The 16,481-nt window shown below is 69.5% G+C and carries 13 protein-coding genes; 4 read left to right on the top strand and 9 right to left on the bottom strand.

The genetic code is table 11. The features are described from left to right. Positions 1 to 408 precede the first annotated feature (408 nt). From ACWF62_RS18400 to ACWF62_RS18390, 3 genes are read right to left on the bottom strand one after another with little or no spacing between them, the layout of a single operon-like run. Complete coding sequence (locus ACWF62_RS18400; protein ID WP_452630904.1) at positions 409 to 1,149, bottom strand: SDR family NAD(P)-dependent oxidoreductase; 741 nt, start codon at positions 1,147 to 1,149, stop codon at positions 409 to 411. After that, on the bottom strand, positions 1,146 to 2,153 hold the full coding sequence (locus tag ACWF62_RS18395) for a phosphotransferase family protein (protein WP_452630902.1): 1,008 nt from the start codon (positions 2,151 to 2,153) through the stop codon (positions 1,146 to 1,148). The genes ACWF62_RS18400 and ACWF62_RS18395 overlap by 4 nt, the downstream gene beginning before the upstream one ends. A gap of 11 nt (positions 2,154 to 2,164) precedes the next feature. Then, entirely contained in the window at positions 2,165 to 3,373 is a 1,209-nt protein-coding gene (locus ACWF62_RS18390) for an acyl-CoA dehydrogenase family protein (RefSeq protein ID WP_452630900.1), read from the bottom strand. Positions 3,374 to 3,576: 203 nt separating this feature from the next. Here ACWF62_RS18390 and ACWF62_RS18385 point away from each other — a divergent pair, with 203 nt between their 5' ends. After that, complete coding sequence (locus tag ACWF62_RS18385; RefSeq protein WP_452630898.1) at positions 3,577 to 4,470, top strand: helix-turn-helix domain-containing protein; 894 nt, start codon at positions 3,577 to 3,579, stop codon at positions 4,468 to 4,470. 69 nt (positions 4,471 to 4,539) lie between these two features. Here the strand turns inward: ACWF62_RS18385 and ACWF62_RS18380 are convergent, their stop codons facing one another. Both ACWF62_RS18380 and ACWF62_RS18375 read right to left on the bottom strand, forming a co-directional pair. Then, positions 4,540 to 5,433 (bottom strand): SDR family oxidoreductase, encoded by an 894-nt coding sequence (locus ACWF62_RS18380; protein WP_378571217.1) that lies wholly within the window; start codon positions 5,431 to 5,433, stop codon positions 4,540 to 4,542. Positions 5,434 to 5,541: 108 nt separating this feature from the next. Then, the gene (locus tag ACWF62_RS18375) at positions 5,542 to 5,820 is read right to left on the bottom strand and encodes a hypothetical protein (protein WP_452630896.1); all 279 of its coding nucleotides are present in this window, start codon (positions 5,818 to 5,820) and stop codon (positions 5,542 to 5,544) included. A gap of 52 nt (positions 5,821 to 5,872) precedes the next feature. Between ACWF62_RS18375 and ACWF62_RS18370 the strand changes: the two genes are divergently transcribed. Both ACWF62_RS18370 and ACWF62_RS18365 read left to right on the top strand, forming a co-directional pair. Then, positions 5,873 to 7,333, top strand: a complete 1,461-nt coding sequence (locus ACWF62_RS18370; protein ID WP_452630893.1) for an MFS transporter — start codon at positions 5,873 to 5,875, stop codon at positions 7,331 to 7,333. 110 nt (positions 7,334 to 7,443) lie between these two features. After that, entirely contained in the window at positions 7,444 to 8,505 is a 1,062-nt protein-coding gene (locus ACWF62_RS18365; protein ID WP_452630891.1) for a DUF6777 domain-containing protein, read from the top strand. Between the two features lie 4 nt (positions 8,506 to 8,509). On the opposite strand, the gene ACWF62_RS18360 is transcribed toward ACWF62_RS18365, so the two are convergent. The 4 genes from ACWF62_RS18360 to ACWF62_RS18345 form a co-directional block, all read right to left on the bottom strand. Next, entirely contained in the window at positions 8,510 to 9,265 is a 756-nt protein-coding gene (locus ACWF62_RS18360) for a FadR/GntR family transcriptional regulator (protein ID WP_378508090.1), read from the bottom strand. Positions 9,266 to 9,353: 88 nt separating this feature from the next. After that, complete coding sequence (locus ACWF62_RS18355; RefSeq protein WP_452630889.1) at positions 9,354 to 10,094, bottom strand: ABC transporter ATP-binding protein; 741 nt, start codon at positions 10,092 to 10,094, stop codon at positions 9,354 to 9,356. Beyond that, a complete protein-coding gene (locus ACWF62_RS18350; RefSeq protein WP_452630887.1) occupies positions 10,091 to 12,832 on the bottom strand; it encodes an ABC transporter permease subunit in 2,742 nt (913 codons plus the stop codon). Before ACWF62_RS18350 ends, ACWF62_RS18355 begins: the two co-directional genes overlap by 4 nt. 27 nt (positions 12,833 to 12,859) lie before the next feature. After that, a complete protein-coding gene (locus ACWF62_RS18345; protein WP_378508093.1) occupies positions 12,860 to 14,086 on the bottom strand; it encodes an ABC transporter substrate-binding protein in 1,227 nt (408 codons plus the stop codon). A 764-nt stretch (positions 14,087 to 14,850) separates the two neighbouring features. On the opposite strand from ACWF62_RS18345, the gene ACWF62_RS18340 reads away from it, so the two are divergent. Then, a complete protein-coding gene (locus ACWF62_RS18340; RefSeq protein ID WP_452630886.1) occupies positions 14,851 to 16,101 on the top strand; it encodes an IS256 family transposase in 1,251 nt (416 codons plus the stop codon). The last annotated feature ends 380 nt before the right edge of the window (positions 16,102 to 16,481 follow it).

Raw genomic sequence — 16,481 nt, 5'->3', positions numbered from 1 at the left:
CACATGGTGTCCGACGCTCCATAGTGTGCTCACAGATCGCCCTCCCGAAAGACAATCACCCCGCCTGATGTGGCGGCCTTACCTATCCACGATGGGTGCGGTTGCTCCCATTGCACGAGGCAACTTACCGCGTTCACCACACCCGGCGAGGCGGTTTGGGAACTTCCTTCGACAAGCGTCCAACTCAGTGCCGTTCGGGTGCGTCAGAACCGCACACGGTCCGGCGACCCACCCGCCCCGACCTCTCGTTCCCCCAGGTCACGCTCGATAACCGGCAGCAAACCGGACAATCCTACCTGGTAACAGAATGATTGTGGCCGGGTCACAGATCGTGACCCGGCCTCATCAAGCGGCAGTTGTCTGGCAATTAGCCACGCCCCGCGAACAGCCGTCGTGCACGTGCCCGGTTCAGGCCCGGAGCCCGTCCGTCCCGGCGCGCGTGACCACCAGGTTCGGCACCACCGCACGCGCCGACAACCGCAGCAGGGAGTCGACCAGCTCCACGATGTCGTCGACCTCGATCATCTCCTCGGCCGGAATCCGGTCACGGATCCACGCGCTCATGTCGGTGTCGACGTACGCGGGCGAGATCGCCGTCGCGCTGACCCCGTTGCCGGACTCCTCCGCATTCAGCGTTGCCACCAGCGAGATCAGCGCGGCCTTCGTCGCGCCGTAGACGGCGAGGCCCGATTCGGCGTAGACCCCGGTGATCGACGACAGCGCGATCACCTTCGCACCCCGCCCCGGGTCGGCGGTCGCACCCGCCCGCAGCAGCGGCAGGCACTGCTGCAGGAGCAGGAACGGCGCCCGCAGGTTGACGTCCAGGGTCTTGTCGAAGCGTCGCATCGGGAAGTCCGCGACGGTGCCCGCCGTTCCGACACCAGCGTTGACGATCAACGCCTTCATCGGCCCCAGCTCCTCGGCATGCCGAGCGGTGAGCCGCTCGATCGCCATCGGGTCCGCCATGTCGCCCGCCACCGCGAGCACCCGCGGCGCCCCCGCCGCCCGCAGGCCCGCCGCCACCTCGTCAAGGCGTTGCTCGTCGCGGGCACTGATCGACAGCGAATAGCCCTGGGAGGCAAGTCGAGTCGCGATCCCGAGGCCGATCCCTCGGGATGCACCGGTGACAAGCGCGGTCGGGGCGCTCACGCCGACACCCCGGCGAGGGCGCGCAGCCCGGCGGCCATGAACTCACCGGTCGCCTCGGCAGCGCGCATCGCGCCGCCCCCCGCGTCCGACCCCTGCCTGGCCCGGTGTGTGATGCCCTCGCCGATGACGCCGAGCTTGAAATTCGCGAGCGCCAGATAGAAGTTCCAGTCGCCGAGGTCGCGTCCCGAGGCGGTCGCGTAGATCTGCGCGAGATCGTCGGCGCTGGGCAGCCGCGGACTGGTCCAGGCCGCGCGGGAGCCGAGCACCAGGTCGAAAACCGGTGCCCGGTAGACGCACATCAGCGCGGCGTCGGTCAGCGGATCACCGAGGGTGGACATCTCCCAGTCCACGACCGCACGGATGCTCGTCGCGTCGTCGGTGTCGAGGATGGTGTTGTCGATCCGGAAGTCGCCGTGCACGATCGACGCTGCGGAGCTGGCCGGGATCGCCTCGGCGAGCTTGGCGTGCAGTACCGCGACGTCGGGAAGTTCGCGGGTCTTGACCCGCTCCCACTGCCCGGCCCACAGTGCGACCTGGCGCGCGACGAACCCGTCCGGGCGACCGAACTCGCCGAGTCCGACGGACCGGTGGTCCACCGCGTGCAGATCGGCGAGCACCCGAACCAGGGCGTGCGTCGAGCCGCGAACCTCGGTGTCGGACAGCGTATCGAGATCGTCCTGGTCTCGGATGACGCGCCCGTCGACGAACTCGACCACCGTCATCTGCGCACCGAGGGCGGCGCCCGACTCGTCGAACGCCACGGTGCGGGCCACCGGAACCGCGGAGTCCTGCAGTGCCCGGGTCACCCGGAACTCCCGCGCCATGTCGTGCGCGGACGGGGTCAACCCGCTGGTCGGTGGGCGCCGCACGATCCAGGTGCTGCGACCGTCGGACGCCCTGAAGGTGAGGTTCGAACGCCCCCCACTGACCAGGTCGACCGTCAGGTCCCCGACGACGTCGACACCGCTGTCAACCAGAAACCGCTGCAGTGCGGTGACATTCATGCCAGGAAGACTCATCGCGACTCCAATCCGGCACGCTTCGCTGCGCCGACGACCCGCTTGGCCAGCGCCCAGCGGTGCACCTCGGACGGACCGTCGTACACCCGGAAGGGGCGCACCTCACGGGACAGCCGTGCGAGCGGCAGGTCCGCGGACACCCCCATGCCACCGCACATCTGAATGCTGCGGTCGACGATCCGGAAGATCGCCTCGGACGCATAGGTCTTGGCGATGGCGGTCGCGTTCGCCGCCCTGTCACCCTGGTCGAGTTCCCAGCAGGCGCGGGTGAGCAGTGCCCGCGTCGCGGCGATGTCGATCTCGTTGTCCGCCACCATCTGCTGCACCATCCCGAGATCACCGATCCTGGCGCCGAACCCCTCCCGCCGCGCGACGTAATCGACCGCGACGTCGTGGCCGCGGCGGGCGGCGCCGAGCCACCGCATTACGTGCGTCATCCGCGCCGGGCCGAGTCGGACCTGCGCGTACTCGAAGCCGCGGTCCACCTCGCCGAGGACCGCGGAATCCGGGACGAAGACGTCCTCGAAGGCAACCTCGCAGTGCCCGCCGAGCATCGACGTGTCCAGCGTGTCGATGTGTCGCCCGACCCGGATCCCCGCCGTGTCGGCGGGGGCAAGGAACATCGTGGCACCGCCACGGTCACCGGGCTCACCGGCGGTGCGGGCGAAGATGATGAAGAAGCTGGCACCGTCGGCTCCGGTGATGAACCACTTGTGGCCGTTGATTCGCCAGCCGCCGTCGGACCTGTCGGCCCGGGTGGTCAGTGCCGATGGATCCGAGCCAGCGCCGGGCGCAGGCTCGGTCATCGCGAATGCGGACCGGACGTCGCCGCGGGCGAGTGGGGCGAGGTACTGCTCCCGCTGCTCCGGGTCGGCGATGTGCGCGAGCATGTGCACGTTGCCCTCGTCGGGGGCGGCGATGTTCAGGGCGGTCGGCCCGAACAGGGAGTAGCCGGCTTCCTCGAACACCGGCGCCCGGTCCGACATGCTCAGGCCGTGGCCACCGAACTCGATCGGCGCGTGCGGCGCGAACACGCCCGCGTCCCTCGCCGCCTGCTGCATCGTCGCCCGGATCGCGTCGCCACCCGCGGCCGTGATGTCGCCGCCGTGCTTGTCCTCGATGGGCAGGATGTGGTCGCGGGTGAACGCACGGGTGCGCTCAACGAGCGCCTGCACGTCGGGCGCGTGGGTCAGATCGATCGCCACGAGCAACCCTCCTCGATCGGTCCGGAATCCGAGCGATCGCTCGGCTTGCCGATCAAGGTGTCACAACGGCCCAGATTCGGTCAAGCCCTGCCATGTTCCTGGTGGTCGCGCCGCGCTGGCCCGTTCAGATTCCCTGATAGCATCAGTAGTGTTCAGTAATTCTGAATATCTCCGATGATCGAACGAGAACGAGGAGGTTGCCGGTGGGCGAGACACCGATCACGCCGGCCGAGCTGATCCGGGCCGCCCGCCTCGAGCGCGGCCTGTCGGTCCGCGAGCTGGCGCGCCGGCTCGGTGTCAGCGCCGCCACGATCAGCGCCATCGAGAACGGTCGGACGGGGGTCAGCGTCGACCGGATCCGCGCGATCGCCGACGCCCTCGGGACGTCGGTGGCCAGGCTGGTCGGCGAGCACCCCGGGGCGGATGCTCCGCGCGGTGCCGCCACCGACGTCGGCCCGGCCCCGCGTCGAGCGCCGGGCGCCGAGCGGGCGACGGCCCCGGCCGGCGAGCAGTGGCGGGTCTTTCCGCCGCTACGGATCGACCCCGTGCTCGCGGCGGCCATCGACGCATTCGTCGAGACCGGCTATCACGGCGCGACCGTCCGCTCCCTCGCACGGCGGGCCGGCATGAGCGTCCCCGGCGTCTACCACCACTACCGGGACAAACAGGCGCTGCTGGTGCGCGCCCTCGACCTGACGATGGACGAGTTGCATTGGCGGGTCCGCGCGGCCAGCGCCGAGGGCGGTACCGCGACGGAGCGGGTCGCCCTGATCGTGGAGGCCCTCGCCCTTTTCCACACCCACCGGCGGTCCCTCGCGTTCATCGGCGCCAGCGAGATGCGGAGCATCGAAGACCCGGACCGGATCCGAATCACCGAGTCCCGCAACCAAATCCAGCATCTCCTCGACGAGCAGATCGATGCGGCCGTCCGGGACGGCGGCCTGACCACCGCCCATCCACGCGACGCGGGCCGGGCCATCGCGACGATGTGCACGTCGCTGCCGCAGTGGTTCCGCGCGGACGGACCGGTGACACCCGAACAGATCGCCGCCGAGTACGCACAGTTTGCGCTGAACCTACTCGGGCACACACGTTGAACGGGGGTTCACGTGCCCCCCACGTCGAGCGAATGACACATGAACCCCCGTTCAACGGTGGCGGGTCGGTCAGGAGCGGGGGTTGCCCGCCATGGTCGAGTTCGGGCGTGCCTGCGCGACGAGCGCCGGAATGATCTCGCCGAGCTCGGCCGGATCCCAGCGCTCGTTCTTCGAGACGCCGGGACCCGCGACCCACGTCTCGGCGACGCTGATCGACCCGCCGTGCACGTTGAAGATCCGGCCGGTGACGCCGTCCGCCTCCGGGGATCCGAGCCACACGACGGTCGGCGAGATGTTCCCCGGCGCTGCCGCGTCGAAACCGGTCCGCTCCTTCTCCGCCTCGGCCGCGGCGACGAATCCGTCGAGCCCCGCGGTCATCTGGGTCAGGGCGGTGGGGGCGATCGCGTTGACCGTGACGCCGAGCCGGGCGAGTTCGTCGGCGAGGATCACGGTGAACGCGGCGATGCCCGCCTTCGCGGCGCCGTAGTTGGTCTGGCCCAGGTTGCCGTACAGCCCCGACGGCGACGAGGTATTGATGATCCGCGGGTGCGCGACCGGCGTCCCCGCCTTGCTCTGCTGCCGCCAGTACGAGGCGGCGTGCTGCGACGGGGCGAAGGTGCCGCGCAGGTGCACGCGCATGACGTCGTCCCACTGGTCGACGGTCATATTGACGAACATCTTGTCCCGCAGGATGCCCGCATTGTTGACGAGCACGTGCAGGGTGCCGAACTCCTCGATCGCGGTCCGCACCAGACTGCCAGCACCGTCGAAGTCGGAGATGTCGTCCTTGTTGGCGACGGCCTCACCGCCCATCGCCCTGATCTCCTCGACCACGGCCTCCGCCGGGCCGAGATCGTTGACGACGACCTTCGCGCCCTGCCTCGCGAATTCGAGTGCGTGCTCGCGGCCGATTCCGCCCGCCGCACCGGTCACGATCACCACGCGTCCGTCGTTGATGCCCATGTGTTCCACTCCCCACTCGGTGTCCGCTACGGGCCGAGGCCTCGGCCGGACGCCACGGTACAAGAGCATCGGCCGCCGACGGGGCGAGCCGACTCCGGCCGGTCGCGGTCAGGCCCGCGGCCAGTGCACGCCCTGACGCCGTTCGATCTCCTCGTTCAGCCGCCGCAACAGCGCGACGAGGTCGGTGCGGTCCGCATCGGTCCAGCCGCCGACGAGATCGTCGATGCCGGTGATGTTCCTGGTGCGGTCGCGGCGCAACGCGGCGAGGCCGGATGGGGTCGGCCGCAGCCGACGCGCCGCGCCCCCGTCCGGGTCCGGAATCTTCTCGGCAAGGCCGGACCGGACCAGCGCAGCGGTCTGACGGTTGACGGTGTGTACGGTGCACATGCAACGCGGGGGGCGTTCGTTCCTGCCGCGACGAACGCACAGAGAGAGACCCGTGATCCTCGTCGATCCCCCTGCCGCCCGACCCGATTCCCGGGCAGGCCTCATCCTTCCGACGCTGGCGTTCGCGGGCATCGTCGTGTCGCTGATGCAGACCCTCGTCGTTCCGCTGATTCACGCGCTGCCCGACCTGCTGAACACCTCCTCGGCGACCGCCTCCTGGGTGGTCACCTCGACGCTGCTCGCCGCCGCCGTCGTCACCCCGATCGCGGGGCGACTCGGCGACATGGTCGGCAAGCGGCGAATGATCCTGATTTCCATGGCCTTTCTGGTCGTTGGGTCGGTGGTGTGCGCGCTGAGCAGCACCGTGACCCCGGTGATCATCGGACGGGCACTGCAGGGAGCCGCGACCGGCGCCATCCCGCTCGGCATCAGCATCCTGCGCGACGAATTGTCGCGGGAGCGCGTCGCCTCGGCCATCTCGGTGATGAGCTCGACGATGGGGGTCGGTGGCGCGATCGGGTTGCCCGTCGCGGCCTGGACCGCGCAGAGCTACAGCTGGCACGCCCTGTTCTGGGCGGCGGCGATCCTCGGTGCGCTGGTGGCGATCTCGGTCGCGGTGCTGGTGCCCGAGTCCGCCGTCCGGACGCCGGGACGTTTCGACTACCCCGGCGCGATCGGCCTTGCCGGTGGCCTGGTCGCCCTGCTGCTCGCCCTGACGAAGGGGGCGCAGTGGGGGTGGACGAGCCCGCTCACGCTCGGGCTGCTCGGCGCGTCGATCGTGATCTTCCTGATGTGGGGCACGATCGAACTGCGGACCACCGACCCGCTCGTCGACCTTCGGGTGTCCGCGTCCGCGACCGTGCTGTTGACCAACGGTGCCTCGGTCCTCACCGGATTCGCCATGTACGCCACCTCGTTGACGGTGCCGCAGCTCCTGCAGGCACCGCCGGAGACCGGATACGGGTTGGGCCGGTCGATGGTGGCCGCCAGCCTGTGCATGGCACCGGCAGGCATCGTGATGATGATGCTCTCCCCGGTCTCCGCACGCCTGACCCGACGCCACGGCCCCCGGGTCACGTTGATGGTCGGCACCACGGTCATCGCCGCCGGGTATCTGATCGGTGCCGTCGCGATGAACTCGATCTGGCAGCTCGCGGTCGTTTCCACCATCATCGGCGCGGGCATCGGCATCGCGTACGCGGCGATGCCCGCGCTGATCATGGGTGCCGTCCCGATCCGCGAGACCGGCGCGGCCAACGGACTGAACTCGTTGATGCGTCTGGTCGGAACGTCGTTCGCTGCCGCGGCGATGACCGTCGTGCTCACCTCGATGACGCAGCAGCACGGGCCGGTCGAGGTGCCGACCCGGGAGGCGTTCGTGGTGACCTTCCTGATCGGCGGCGGCGCGGCCGTCATCGCGCTGCTCGTCGCGTTCTTTATCCCGCGCCGGGCCCCGGAGCGCGAGCCCACCGCTTCGGCCCGGGTCGAGGTGGGCGCGGGCTCCGCGCGGTAGCGCAGGTCGACCGGACCGCGCATGCCCCCGGCCAGCGGATCGACGACTCCGACCCGCGGACCCGGCGCGGTCAACGGGCACCCCGCCACCGGAGCGCCTACGCTGGCCGGGTGGCCCCCGACAATGGCGGGCGGGCCGCTCACCGGGCCCGCCACCGCACCGTCGCAACCACCGGCTCCCACCAGGGGTGGCCGGTCCGGTTCGCCGCGGTCGCGTGCGTCGCCGTCGCCGCGACCGGATGTTCCCAGCGCGGCACCGACCCGGAGCCGGTCGCCCTGCTCACCACCATCCAGGACGGCGAGCTTCCGTGGACCGATGTCCTGCTGCCACCGCAGACGCCGACGATCGTCCCACCCGGCCCGCCGGGCAGCGAACTACCCGCCGACACCACGCCGGTGGTGACCGGCGACCGCGGCGGGCTCTACGGCGGGAGCCTGGAGCGCCCGTTGTGCGACAGCGCACGACTCGTCGACGACCTCGAACGCGATGCGGTGAAGCTGGCGGCCTGGTCCGAGGTGCAGGGCGTCTCGGACGTGCGCGGCTACGTGGACGCCCTGACGCCGGTGCTGCTTCGGGCGGACACGCGGGTCACCGGCCACGGGTTCGACGACGGACGCACCACCGCGCGGGACGCGGTGCTCGAGGCGGGGACGATTGTCCTGATCGACGACCACGGGATCCCGCGGGTCCGGTGCGCGAACGGGACACCGCTGAGCACCCCCACCTCGGATGTGAACCCCACCCCGAACGTCGTACCCTGGCCCGGGTTCGACCCCGACCGGATCCTGGTGGTGCGGCCGTCGCTCGATGCGATGGGCATGGTGTCGGTGGTGGACATCGCCACCGGCGCGCTGACCACGGTCCCGGTCGGATCCGGTCCCCCTGGCCCGACTCCGGCACCGACAATCCCGCCCGCAGCCCCGGCCCCGGCACCCGCCCCGGTTCAGGCCGCTCCGGTCGAGCAGGCGCCGCGGCGCGCGGCCGCGGAAGTGCCAGCGCCTGCGCCTCCCCCCGCGCCGGAGCCGCCGCCGCCTCCCCCCGCTCCTGCCCCGCCCGAGCCTGCACCCGAGCCGGTCGTGGTGCCACAGCCGCCACCGCCACCGGCCCCGCCCGCCGAGATCCGGGTCGAGGTGCCGGGCCTGCCTCCGCTGGTGATCCCGGTGCCGCGGTGAGGCTTTAGGTAAGCACCTCAACGAGGGTGGTCTCGGAGTCGCCGATCATGTAGGTCTCGATCGCGTCGAGGTGCTTGCGCCAGAAGGTCTGCGCCGCGACCGTGTCGCCGTCCCGCATCAGGCCGAGCACCCGAAGGTACGCACGGTGCGCGGCGCGGGCGGCGGGCCGCTCGTTCGCCCCACCGTGGGACGCGATGAACAGCGCGTGATGGGCGTCGATGATGTGCACCACCATGCCCGCGAGCACCGCCAGCGTCTGGTTGCCCGCCAACTCGATCAGGGCCTGGTGCACGTCGACGTCGTGCCGGGAGAAGGCTTCCGCGTCGTCGAGGAGGTCAGCCCCGATCTCCACCAGCGCCTCGAAGGTGTCGAGCTCGGCGTCGTGGGCGCCGTCCGCAAGGGTCCCGACCGCGGCCACCTCCAGCGCCGCCCGAGCCCGGTACACGTCGACGAGGGGGACCCCGCGATACTGCAGCAGCAACCCGGTGTAGCGGGCGGCCGCCGCCGAGTCCGGCGCGAGGACCCGGGCACCGCCATGCGCGCCCCGCAGCACCGTGATGATTGACTCGGATTCGAGGATGCGGAACGCCTCCCGCAGGGTCGGCCGGGACACGCCGAACTGCTCCATGAGCGCGGCCTCGTTGGGCAGCGGGTCGCCGACCTCCAGTTCACCCGTGATGATCCGGCGGCGCAGGCTGGCCGCGACCAGCTCACCGGCCTTCGGCACCCGGACGACGGACGACTTCGCAGCCACTCCCACGACACCCCTCTTCGATCCGCGGCCCGCCCTGGCAGGCCGATACGACGCACCAACCGTACAAGGGTTCACCTGATCGGCCGTTGCCAGCTCAGGTGGGTGTCTCGTCGTCGGCGACCCCGGACAGGTACGCCCGCCGAACGGTGTCGAGATCGGCGGCAATTTCCGCGGCGGTCCCCTCGACGATCACCCGTCCCCGTCGCATCACGTACACCCGGTCCGCGACCTGCAGCACCTGACGCACGTGCTGTTCGACCAGCAGGACACCGACCCCGCGTTCGTCGGCGGCGGCCCGCACCACAGCGAGCAGGCGCGCGACGATCTGCGGGGCAAGGCCGAGCGACAGTTCGTCCGCGAGCAGCAGTCGAGGGTTTCGGGCGAGCGCCCTGGCCAGGGTGAGCATCTGTTGCTCGCCACCGGAGAGCAGGCCGGCCTGCCTGCCGAGCAGTGGCCGCAGCTCCGGGAAGATCGCGCAGGCCGCGTCGGCGGGCACGGCTGCGAGCTTCAGGTTCTCGGCCGCGGTGAGGCCCATGATCACCGACCGTTCCTCGGTGACGTAGCTCAGGCCGCGCCGGGCCCGGGTCGCCAGGGAGGTCCCGGCATCGGACCCGAGGACACTGACCGTGCCGGCGAGCGGGGCCAGTTCGCCCGCGACGGTCAGCATCGTCGTCGACTTCCCGGCACCGTTGGCGCCGATCAGCGCGACGACCTCACCGGCCCGCACCCGAAGGTCCAGGTCCCGGCAGACCACCGCGCCGCCATACCCGGCGTCCAGCCCGGCGCAGTCGAGAACGGTTTCCCCGGTGGCCCGTTCGGTTGCGGTGGTGGTCATTGCAGCGCCCCCGTTGTCTCGTCGTCGGTGCCCAGATACGCGGCGCGGACCCGTTCGTCGGCCATGATCGTGTCGGGGTCGCCCGCGGCGATCACCCGGCCCGCCTCGAGCACCACGATCCGGTCGCACGTCGACATCACCAGCCCCATGTCGTGCTCGACGAGCAGCACCCCGGCACCGCGCTCATCGGCCAGTCGCCGAATGCACTGCGCAAGTTCACGACTCTCGGCATCGTCCAGCCCGGCGGCCGGTTCATCGAGCAAGACCACCGACGGTCCCGACGCGACGGCCCGGGCGATCCCGACGAGTCGGCGCCGCCCGTACGGCAGCTCCCCCGGCATCGCGGACAGGTCGTCGGCGAGCCCGAAGTCGAGGACCGCGGTCGACGCGGTCGCCGACAGTGGTCGCTGTCGCGGCCAGATCAGGTCGGTCAGCCAGCCCGCGCGGGTCGCGTCGTCGGCGCCTGCGTGGATGTTGTCGCCAACGGTGATGTCCTCGAACAGTTCGAGGGATTGGAAGGAGCGACGCAGACCGGACCTGGCGCGGCGGGCCGTCGACCATCCGGTGATGTCGTCGGCACCGAGTGCGACGCTGCCCGCGGCCGGTGCCACGAAGCCGGTGATCGCGTCGATGACCGTGGTCTTGCCAGCCCCGTTGGGCCCGATCAAGCCGACGACCTCGCCCGGTCGGACCGTCAGGTTGACGTCGTCGACGGCGGTGACCCCACCGAACCGGACGCCGAGCCCACGGACCGTGAGCGGGGCCGCCGGGACGGTCGACGTGTCAACCTCCGTGGTGAGCTGCTGCGCCTGCGGTCCTTTCGACCGCGCGGGCAGCGCGGATATCGGGGGACGTCGACGGATCGCGCGGCCCACCCTGGTCAGCATGTCGGCGATGCCGTTCTGGTTGACGAGCAGGATCACGATCAGGACGACGCCCCCGATCAGCGTCGCGAGCGCGCCGCTGCCGGATCCGTCGGACAGTGCCCTACTGACGATCGCGCCGGGCCCGAGCAGTGCGCCGACGATGCCGCCGATCACGTATCCGAGGCCGCCGGTCACCGTCTGGACCACCGCGTTGATCGACGCGAACGCATTGAACTCGACATAGGTCACCGCCGAATTACGCAGCCCCAGCAGGATTCCCGCGACCGCCGCGATTCCCGCGGCCAGCGCGAAGGCATAGATCTTCACCGTGAACACGCTGATTCCGAGCGACGCGGCCGCGCGCTCGTTGGTGCGGACCGCGATCAGCCTGCGCCCGGTCCGGGAGCGGCGCAGGTTCGCGACCATCACGCCAACGACAACGAGGACCGCCAGGCAGAGCAGCGCCCACCGTTCGGGGTGGGTCGTTGCGGTGACATCGACGCCGAACAGCGTCAACTTCGGGATCCGGACGGAGTTGTCGAGCTTGTCCCCGGTGAGAGCGGGATTGCCGAACACCATTTCCTGAACGGTGAATCCGAGCCCGAGGGTGACGACGGCGAGGTTGACGCCGCGGGTGCGCAGTGCCGGCAGGGCGAACAACACGCCAACCACAACGACGGCGGCCACCGCGACGATCGCGGCCGGGATCAGCGACCACCCAGCCTGACCAACGAGTCGGGCGGCGATCAGGGCGCCGAGCCCGCCGACCGTGTACTGCGCCAACGACAACTGGCCCGCGTACCCGGTGACCACGACAATCGACAGCAGGAACACCGCCGCGGCCAGGGTCAGGGTCAGCGACCGCAACCAGTCGCCGCTGAACGCGACCGCGATCACCGCGATCACGACGGCGACGACCAGCCCGGGCCAACGGACGGCGCCCGAGCCGAGGCGCGGGAGGCGTTCCGAGACGTGACTCCGCAACGGTAGGCCCTTGCCCCGCACCACCAGCACGATCAGGATGACAAGGAACGGCACCGCCCGGTTGATCCCGGTCAGGGTTGGCATGTGCAGGAATTCGCGGATCGGGTCCTGGTAGAGCACGACCAGGCTCTCACCGACACCGAGGACGAGTCCCCCGAGGAGGGTGAGCGGGAACGACCGGAAGCCGCCGAGCAGGGCGGCGGCGAGCGCGAACACGGTGACGATCACGACGAACGCGGTCGGCGTCAGGCCGGTCAGGGGGGCGACGAGGATTCCGGCGACGCCGGCGAGTGCGCCGCCGACGGTCCAGGTCAGCGCCGCCAGTCGCTGTGGCGACCAGCCCAGCGCCGCGGCCGCTCGCTCGTTCTCCGCGGCCGCGGTGATCGCCAGCCCAACCCGGGTGAACCGGGTTGCCGCCCACAGGAGGGCGGTCAGGGCAACCGCGATGCCCAGCAAGATCAGCCGGTCCTGCTGCACGACGATTCCGCCCCAGTGGTAGGCGTCGTTCGGCAGAAAGGCCCGCACCCGAATGGATTTCGATCCGTAGAACTGCTGAACCGCCGACTGCAGGATCACCAGCAGGCCGAGGGTGGCCGCGAGCCGCACGATGGGGGCCGCGTTCGCGAGCCACCGCAGCACCGTCAGCTGGAAGATCAGTCCGATCGCGCCCGCCACCGCGACCGCGGTGGCGATCGCGAGCCACATCGGCCAATCCTGGTCACGCTGCAGGGTTTCCACGCATAGGTAGGCAGCGACCATGGCGATCGCACCCTGCGCGAAGTTCACCACCCCGGACCCGCGGTAGACCAGCACCACGCCCTGCGCGAGCAGGGCGTAGGCCGCTCCGGCGCCGAGCCCGAGAATGGCGAACTGCACGAACTCCGTCATCACCGCTCCCCGATCGGGTGGTCCGCGCTACTGGGAACGCAGGTCGTACTGGTTCGGGTCGGTGACGACGACGTCACCGTCGAAGCTCATCCGATACATCTTCGAGTTGGACACCCGCTGGAAGATGCCGAACGGCTCGGTCGCGTTCGGGGTCCAGGCCGGGACGAGCCCGGCCATGTCGAGGTCCTTCGCGTTCATGAAGCCCTGGGCCACCGCGTTCGCGCTGATCGTGTCGAGCCCCTCGGCGACCTCGCCGAATGCCCGCACCGACAGCCAGGAGAAGATCTCGGTTCCGTTGAGCTCCGACCGTTCGAGGTCGGCGTCCCCGGATGCCTCCATGTCGTCCAGGAAGTCGACCAACCCCGGGAAGTCGTCGGTGCTCGACGACGGCGCAGGCACCGGGCTGGTGTAGACGGAGGTGGTGGCGAAGTCGCCGAGGTTCTGCAGATCGGTCTGGGTGAATCCGGTCGCGGCGAGCGCGAAGCTGAGCTTCGATCCGAGCTGGTTGAACGCCTCCGCGATCTGGTTCGACTCGGTCGCGGTCAGCGCCATGATGACGCCCTGCGCGTCGTTGCGTTCGGCAGCGGCCACGAACTGGGTGTAGTCGGTGGCGCCTGCACCGACGGCGACCTCGTTGACGATCTCGGCGCCCTTCGACTGCACGAACGGGCCGATGAACTGGTTGAGCATCGCGGTGACCGGGAGGTCCGGCCGCATCAGGGTCAGCTTCGTCTTCCCGTTGGCGACGAGGGTGTCCACGGTGCCGAACAGGGTCAGCAGTGAGCCGGAGAACGGGGTGTACACGTTCGGCGCGGTGAAGTCGGCGATGTTCATGGGGTTCATGCCGATCCGGGGGATGCCCGCGCTCGCGAGCTTCTCCGACACCGCCTGCGGGGAGGCGGCGGTGAAGTCCGCGAGGGTCGCGACGACGCCGTCGGCGATCATCTTGTCGACGCAGTCGAGTTCCTTGTTGGGGTCGCCGACGGAATCGCACTGGATCAGTTCGAGCGGGCGCCCGTTGACGCCGCCGCGCGCGTTGAACGCGTCAACCGCCGCCGTGAGTCCCGCGGCCTGGCTGGCCACCGAGATGCCCGGTGCCTCGATCGGGATGATCTGTCCGACCCGGATCGGCTCGCCGGTGGCGGCGGAACCACCCGTCTCGGCGTCACTGCTGCTGCACCCACTGATCACGAGGCCCGCGGCGGCCAGTGAGGCAATGGCGGGAACGAGTCGCTGCGAAAAAGTTCGGGTCAACGGACCATCCTTACGACGACGGACCTGGGCGTCGGCTGTACCCGATCACCCGGAGCGCCAGCTCGTCGCCCGGAAAACCGGAAATACGGCATTCCGCCCAGCATTTCGCAGCATCGTATGAAGCCAACGCGAGCCGCGGGAGCGGATTCGCAAAATCCGACTGCCGATGCCGCGTCGATTGCGTTCGAATCCGCTACGCGAAGCTCACCAGTCCGGCTAAATTCCGAATATTGTTGTGCATCAATTACATCGACCACCCGGAGCCTTTGCCAGCGGAACGCGACCTGGCGACCCCGCGGAAGCTCAGACGCCTGGCGGCCATACGGTTCGCGCCGCGAACAACACAGCCCGGCGGAACAGACGGCCGCCCCACCGAATCGAATCCACTCTCCAATCCGGAAGCCCCTGCTCATGTCAGCGCGGGCCGGAAGCAGTTGACCTCGCCAAGCCACGCCGCTGATGCCTGGGGTTGGCCCCGCCCAGCGGACACAGCGTCAGACGGCTCCTGCCGCCTTAGTGAACTACTTCTCATACTCGGCCGGACCGATCATCTCGATCGCCGAGTGTCAACGACGCCGGTTGTAGACCCGCTCGATCCAGTCCCCGACAGCGATACGGTCGGGGAGAGTCCCCTGGGGTGGTGGGAATCGGGTGAGACCCTGACCTGCAGGATCGGCCGCGTGTCGGTCCCGTAGCAAGGACGGGCCATCGCGTAGAGGTGAACGAGTTACCGACCAAAGTGACTCGACACGAAGGACCACGCGATGACCCATGAGCATTCTGCACTGCTGGCCCGCCTCGACGCCCTCAAGGGCGCCGACGTGGCGTCCGTGTTCGCCGAACTGATCCGCGCCGGCCTGCAGGAACTGATCGAGGCCGAGGCCACCGAGACCCTCGGTGCTGGCCGCTACGAACGCACCGAGGGCCGGACCACCCACCGCAACGGCCACCGGTCGAAGACGGTGCCGACAACCAGCGGCGACGTCGAACTGAAGATCCCCAAGCTCCGGGCAGGGTCGTTCTTCCCATCGCTGCTCGAACGCCGCCGCCGGATCGACAAGGCCCTGCACGCGGTGATCATGGAGGCCTATGTGCACGGCGTCTCCACCCGCAGCGTCGACGACCTCGTCGCCGCGCTCGGCGTCACCTCGGGGATCTCGAAGTCGGAAGTCTCCCGCATCTGCGCTGGCCTCGACGCGGAGGTGGCCCGGTTCCGGGAACGCACGCTGACGCACACCACCTTCCCCTACGTCTACCTGGACGCGACCTATTGCAAGGTGCGGGTCGGGGCGCACGTGGTCTCCCAGGCCCTCGTCGTCGCGACCGGGGTGTCGATCGACGGCACCCGCGAGGTCCTCGGGACCGCGGTCGGCGACAGCGAGTCGTTCGAGTTCTGGCGCGAGTTCGTCGCCAGCCTCAAGGCCCGTGGCCTGTCGGGGGTGCACCTGGTCGTCTCCGACGCCCACGCAGGGTTGAAAGCCGCTGTCACGCAACAGTTCGCGGGCGCATCGTGGCAGCGGTGCCGGGTGCACTTCATGCGCAACCTGCAGGGTGCGGTCGCATCGAAGCACGTGCCGCCGGTGATGGCGGCGGTCAAGACGATCTTCGCGCACACTGACCCGGTCGAGGTCGCGGCGCAGTGGGACCAGGTCGTCGACACCCTCACCGCCTCGTTCCCGAAGGTGGCGGCGATGATGGAGGCGGCGAAGCACGACGTGCTGGCGTTCACGGCGTTCCCGCGGGCGCACTGGCAGAAGATCTGGTCGAACAATCCGATCGAGCGGTTGAACAAGGAGATCAAGCGCCGCGCCGATGTCGTGGAGATCTTCCCGAACCCGGCCGCGTTCCTGCGTCTGGCAACGGCGGTGGTGATCGAACAGCACGACGAGTGGCAGGTCACCCGCCGCTATGTCTCCGATGTCTCCATGGACGAGTTGCGGGCGGTGATCGCCGCGAAGGAACACGCCGCCACCGAACCCGCCCGGACGGCACTGGAGGCCGTCGAAATCAGCTAGCATTCAGCATGACTCGTTGATCACTACGCGATCTCGCGCCTGATCCGAAGTCCACCACTTCACGGGGCTCTGTCTACGGTCGTCTTCGTTGCCACGAGAAGCGAATCCAGAACTCCACTTTCCCAGGGCGCCCGAATGATTCGATCTACTCAAGGTTGCCGCCATCATCAGTGCGGACTCGACGAGATCGGCCTGCGTGATGCGCTCAATCACCCAAGCCTAGCCCACCAATGGGCAGGTGGCGACCGATTCTCGACCTCACGCGAGCAGCGTCCACACAGGTTCTGGAACGCGAATATTGTTGCGCATCAATCACATCCACACTCGAACACCCTTGCTATCGAACACACATACGAGTAACGTCAAGACATGGACCTCGA

This window comes from Rhodococcus sp. NPDC054953 (genome assembly GCF_053609225.1).
This window is presented reverse-complemented; position numbering and strand designations above follow the sequence as displayed.